Raw genomic sequence first — 6092 nt, 5'->3', positions numbered from 1 at the left:
TGGTGCGCCGCATGCGTCTGCGCGAGGTGCTGGCGAACAACGCGCTCGCCAGCCGGCTCACCCCGAGCATGTCGCTGGTCGAGCAGCTGCTGCGCGACAAGCACAACCTGTCCGGCGTCGCGCTCGCCAACGCGAAGGCGCTGATCCGCCGGTTCGTCGACGAGGTGGCCGAGGTGCTGCGCACCCAGGTGGAGAAGGCGAGCGTCGGGACGATCGACCGCTCCGTGCCGCCGAAGCGGGTGTTCCGCAACCTCGACATCGACCGCACGATCTGGAAGAACCTGCCCAACTGGAACGCCGAGGACCAGCGCCTCTACGTCGACCGGCTGTACTACCGGCAGACCGCGCGGCGCACCACGCCGGCCCGGCTGATCGTGGTCGTCGACCAGTCGGGCTCGATGGTCGACGCGATGGTGAACTGCACCATCCTGGCGTCGATCTTCGCCGGGCTGCCCAGGGTGGACGTCCACCTCGTCGCCTACGACACCCGCGCGCTCGATCTCACCCCCTGGGTGCACGACCCGTTCGAGGTCCTGCTGCGCACCCGCCTCGGCGGCGGCACCGACGGCACGGCCGCGATGACGCTCGCCCGTCCGAAGATCACCGATCCGCGCAACACGGTGCTGGTGTGGATCTCGGACTACTACGAGTCCCACGTCGAGCAGCTGTTCGCCTCGTTCGAGGCGATCCACCGCTCGGGCGCGAAGTTCATCCCGGTCGGGTCCGTGAACAGCTCCGGCCAGGCGAGCGTGAACCCCTGGTTCCGGCAGCGCTTCAAGGACCTGGGGACGCCGGTCATCTCCGGCCACATCCGCAAGCTCGTCGTCGAGCTGAAGAACTTCCTGACCTGAGGACGGCCGGCGCCGCCACCCCGTGCGCCGGCGTCTTCCCGACCCCTCTTCCCCCGCAAGCCGACACCGCAGGAGAACCTCGATGACCGAGATGCTGCGTGCCCCCGCCGAGGTCAAGTACGCCGACGAGCTGGACTGGCTGGAGTCCGTCGACGACGGGCCGAAGCCCTACTCGTGGCGGCTGAGCCCGCGCATGGTCCGGCTGTTCGTGCTCGGCTCCCAGAAGTCCGACAAGCTGGGCCGCCAGGTCGACCAGAAGTGGTTCGGCGACGCCAGCCTGGTCGAACGCGCCGTCGTCACCCTCGCCTCCGACCGCGGCCTGCTGCTCATCGGCGACCCGGGGACCGGCAAGAGCTGGCTCGCCGAACTGCTCGCCGCCGCCATCAGTCGCGACTCGACGCTGGTCGTGCAGGGCACCGCCGGTACCACCGAGGACCACATCAAGTACTCGTGGAACGTCTCGATGGTGATCGCCCAGGGGCAGTCCCGCGAGTCGATGATCCCGTCGCCGATCATGACGGCGATGGAGCGTGGCGTCATCGGCCGCTTCGAGGAGCTGACCCGCTCGACCAGCGACGTCCAGGACGCGCTGATCTCGATCCTCTCCGAGAAGTACGTGTCCATCCCCGAGCTGGACAACGACAACGTCGTGTTCGCCAGACCCGGCTTCTCGGTCATCGCGACGGCCAACAGCCGGGACCGGGGCGTCAACGACCTGAGCTCGGCGCTCAAGCGGCGCTTCAACTTCGTCCGGATCCCCGTGGTGACGAACAGACGCAGCGAGGCGGACATCGTCCGGTTCCGCACCGCCGAGCTGCTGCGCCGCCACCAGATCGAGCTCGACGTCCCGCCGACCCTGCTCGACATCCTGCTGCAGAGCTTCGCCGACCTGCGCACCGCTGCCGCGTCGGCGACCAGCGACGACGAGAAGCTCGAGTCGGCGCTGTCCACGGCCGAGCAGATCGGCGTCCTGGAGGACGCGATCCTGCACAGCCAGTTCTTCGGCGAGAAGCGGCTGCACGCCGGCACGCTGGCGAGCTCACTGGTCGGCTCCCTCGCCCGGCGCAGCCCCGAGGACCTCGCCATCCTCAACAGGTACCTGCACGGCGTGGTCGAGCCACGGGGCAGGAAGGACGGCGGCCTGTGGCCCGAGTTTCTCGAGGGCGGGCGCCAGGCGATCGCCGTCCTGTCCTGAGCATGGCGACGGAGAGGAGCCGGGACGCCATGAGCACCCTCGCCGACGACGGGCCGGCCGACGACGGACCGGCCGGCGTCGCGCTGGCCGGTGACGCGCTCGCGGGCGTGCCAGGTGGGCCCGCGGCGGACGGCACCGTGGCGGCGGGCCTGGACGGGCCGTTCGGCCAGCTGCGGGCGCGGCTGGTGGACGCCGCGGCGGCCTTCGCCGCGGATTCGGCCGCGCTCGCCGAGATCCTGGCGGGCCTGGTCGACGATGTCGCCTGGGCGCTGGCCGAGCCGCTGGAGATCTTCCCGGTCTGTCACCACTCGCCGGCCTCCGCCCTGGCGATGGCCCGGCGGCTGCGGGAGAAACGGCCCAGGGCCATCTACCTGGAGCTCTGCGAGGACCTGCGGCCGATCCTCGGCGAGCTGCGCAACTGCCGGCTGCCGGTCGCCCCACAGGCCTTCGCCCACGAGCTCGAGGGTTTCCCCGCCGGGGTGGGGCCGCTGAGCGTGGTCGCCCCGATCACCGAGGCGTCGGCCGAGTACCAGGCGATCGCCTACGCGCTCGAGACGCCGGGCGTCGAGCTCGTGCTCGTCGACTGGTCGGCCGACCACCTCTTCCAGTGGGAGAACCGCCAGTCCCGGTGGGAGAACCGCCAGCGGCCGGACCTGCCGGGCCAGGCCGACGAACCTCCGGGCCCGGCGTCGGCGGTCCCGGGCGGGCCGGCCCAGGACGGCGGAGACCAGGACCGCGGAGACCAGGACGGCGAGGAGGCGGCGTTGCACGGCGACGCCGTCGGCCTCGAGATCGGCGACCTGCGGCCCCGGTTCGCCGAGCTCGAGGAGTTCCTGCTGCGCCACGGCCGAGTCCGGCACTGGTCCGAATGGTGGGACCAGTACGTCGAGCAGCCGCTCGCCGACGCCGACTACGGCACCTACCGGCAGGCCCTGGCGCTCATCGGCAGCCTGTTCCGCCGGCTCACCCCGGCCGGGGACGGCAGGCTCGCCCGCGACGAGGAACGCGAGCGCCACATGTGGACCCGGATCCGGGATCACCTCGCCGCCTCCGGCATCGACCGCGACGACTGCCTGTACGTCTGCGGCGCCTTCCACGCGGTCAGCCATGTCCCGGAATTCGGCACAGCCTCCTCACCACCCGGCTCCTCGTCAGCCGGCTCCTCGTCAGCCGGCTCCTCGTCAGCCGGCTCCTCGTCAGCCGGCTCCTCGTCAGCCGGCCCTGCCGAGCAGGGCCAGGCCGAGCGCGGCCAGGAGGCCGCCGCGGCACCAGTGGCGAGCTACGAGATCGGCCCGGTGACGCCGACCAGGTGGCTGTACGGGCTCATCCCGTCCAGCCACTCCGCGATCGAGGCCCAGTTCGGGCTGGCCGGCGGCTCGGTGTCGATCGCCGCGGCGACGTGGGCGAAGGCGCTGGCCCGCTCGGGTGTCGCGCCGTTCCGGCTCGCCGGCCAGCCCGGCGCCGCGAAGAAGGCCGGGCGGACGGCGAGGCCCCGCATCGCCCGCCCTGTCGCGGGCGATGCTGCCGTCCCGGCCGTGGGCGATGCCACCGGCGCAGGCGCGGGCAGCGGGCCCGGGACGGGCACCGAGCGGCTGTCCGGCTTCCTGGAGCGCCCGCCGGCGCTGGACGGGATCGACGAGGACGAGCTGCTCGGCTGGTGCGTCGACATCGTCCGGCTGGCCCGCCGCAACGGCTACCTCGCCAGCACGGCCGACGCCATCGCCGTGTTCGAGACGTCGATCCTGCTCGCAGGCCTGCGCAACCGAGCCCGCCCCACGCCGTACGACTTCCAGGACGCCGCCGTCACCTGCATCGAGAAGGACGTCGTGCCCGGCCGGCGCGACGTGCGCCGGCTGTGCGAGATCCTGCTCGGCGGTGACCGGGCCGGCCAGGTCGGCTACGACGCCCTCCCGCCGCTGGCCCGCGACGTCCACGACCGGCTGGCCCCGCTCGGGCTCGACCTGTCCAGGCGCACGGTGCAGCGCGCCCTGCTCGACCTGACCGCCACCCCTGAGCTCGCGCACTGCTCCCACCTGCTGTGGATGCTGCGCTACCTGCTGCCCGACGGCGCCGTGCGCCCGATCCTCGGCGTCCGCCGGCTGGGGGAGCGGTCAGCGCAGGAGAGCTGGGACCTGTCGATCGGGAAGCACCAGCGCGAGCTCATCGAGCTCGGCTACGAGGCGGTCACCGTCGAGCAGGCCCTGCAGCGGCGGCTGCGCCGTACCGCCTGGGATCCGGAGGCCACCGCGGCCGTCGCGCTCGCCGCCGTCGAGGACGCCGTCACGTTCCTCGGCAGCCGCCGGCTGGCCGACGAGCTCGGCGCCCGCGCCGTCGAGCTGCTCACCGGCGAGCGGACGGTGGACGACGCGCCGGAGGTGCTGCGCCGGATCCGGCGGCTGCTCGACTGCTACCGCGTCACCGAGCCGGCCCTGCCGGAGTGGTGCGAGCGGTTCGTCAAGGAGGGCTACGCGCACTACTGCACCCTGCTGCCGACGGCGTTCACGGCCGACGGCACCGGCGTGCGCCAGGTCGCCTCCATGCTCGGCTTCCTGCTGACGCTGGAGAACTTCGCGCTCGCGCTCGGCTGTGACCGGGCCCAGCTGGAGCTGGCCGTGCGCCAGTCCCACCCGCGGGAGCCCGAGCGGACGGCGCTGCTGTGGGCCACGCAGACCCGTCTCGGCCGGCTCACCCCGGCCGAGCTGCGGGCCCGCTGCGACGGCCTGCTCGCCAACCCGCTGGTCGTTGGCGCGTTCCCGCGCTACCTGGCCGGCTTCGTGCAGGCCCTGGAGCCGGTGCCGACGCTGGCACCGTTCGTCGTCGAGATCATGTCCAAGGCGTTCGCCCGCCTGCCGGACCGGGTCCTGCTCCCCTGGCTCCCGACGCTGATCAGGACGCTGCGCGACCACGCCGGTGAGCACATGCCCATGCTGCTGCGGGAGGCGGGCCGTACGTTCCCGGGAACCCTCCCCGCGCTGGACACATGGACCGCCCCCTGGTCGGCCCAGCCGCCGTCCCCGGCAACCGACGCCGCGACCGCCGAGGCGCGCCCCGCCGGGGCGCGGGCCGACGCGGTGGGGCGCGACGCGGTGGGGCCCGCGCGGCCGGCCGCCGGCCCGGTGCCGGACCTGCTCGCCGCCCACCCGGCCACCACCGACGCGGTGGCGGCGCTGCTCGGCGCGGAGCCGGTTCCACAGCGGTCACATCCATTTCCCACAGGTGCCGAGCCGATGCATGAACGGCCTGAGTAGATACCTGGATGCGCCGTAGGGTGATCGTATCGATGCTCCTGCGACCGTACCGAGGCACGGGTGGCCTCTGGGGCATGGGCTCCGGCTTGGAGGGGTGGTGGCGACGGCGCGTCGTGCTCGTGCGATCGCGGAGCGGGCGGAGCGGGAGTCCGCGGAGGCGATCCGCAGCGCGGTCGCCCGGTTGCCAGGTTCGTTGTCGGTGCGTGATGTCGCCGAGCTGCTTGGTATCTCCCACCAGCGGGTCGCGCAGGTGCGAGCGGAGCTTGCCCAGGGTAGTGATGGGCGGGTGTCGGCTGGCGGGTGAGCGGGGTGCTTCGGCGCCACGGGGCACGTCCGTGGTTGTCGCGCCTTCTTTGTCCTGATATGTGATTCTCTGCCCGGATAGGGCTGGGGTGGGTTGCTGTGGGGGCCGGGCTGGCCGATGGGAGCGCCGGGCTCTACGTGCGACCGTAACCAAAGGTGGTATGTCGATTCCTGTAGGTTAAGTTTGCTGGTGGACGTGGATGTGGGTCGGTGTGCCGCCGGTCCGTTCCGAGGCGAGGGACTCGAGGAAGCCGAGGTGGAGGCCCGGAGAGGTACTCGCCGAAGGCCACTCGGTCATTTGTGCTCGCGTGGCCGGAGGGCTGGAGGTGCGCTGGCCGGAGGGCATGCGGCTGTGGCCATCCCGTCCACCTGGAGATCGTGCTGGAGATCATGAAGGCCCGGAAGCCCGAAGAGGCTTGAACAGGGAAGCAGGGAGGGCGGTATGGGGGTCGTCGTCGCGACGGACGTGCGGCTGCGCCGGCCACCGGAGGGCGG

Annotated in this window: 4 protein-coding genes; all 4 read left to right on the top strand. The window is 72.5% G+C overall.

Features of this window, described 5'->3' with window-relative positions:
* A partial coding sequence (locus AC5LSR_RS02920; RefSeq protein ID WP_493468116.1) for a VWA domain-containing protein occupies positions 1–851 on the top strand: 851 nt, incomplete at its 5' end.
* 82 nt (positions 852–933) lie between these two features.
* The gene (locus tag AC5LSR_RS02915) at positions 934–2046 is read left to right on the top strand and encodes an ATP-binding protein (protein ID WP_250285343.1); all 1113 of its coding nucleotides are present in this window, start codon (positions 934–936) and stop codon (positions 2044–2046) included.
* A 29-nt stretch (positions 2047–2075) separates the two neighbouring features.
* On the top strand, positions 2076–5294 hold the full coding sequence (locus tag AC5LSR_RS02910; protein ID WP_493468115.1) for a DUF5682 family protein: 3219 nt from the start codon (positions 2076–2078) through the stop codon (positions 5292–5294).
* A 97-nt stretch (positions 5295–5391) separates the two neighbouring features.
* Positions 5392–5598, top strand: a complete 207-nt coding sequence (locus tag AC5LSR_RS02905) for a hypothetical protein (RefSeq protein ID WP_250283324.1) — start codon at positions 5392–5394, stop codon at positions 5596–5598.
* The last annotated feature ends 494 nt before the right edge of the window (positions 5599–6092 follow it).

The organism is Protofrankia sp. CiP1_Cm_nod4, assembly GCF_982290645.1.
The sequence above is the reverse complement of the archived record's forward strand: the minus strand, read 5'-3'. Positions and strand labels throughout refer to the sequence as shown.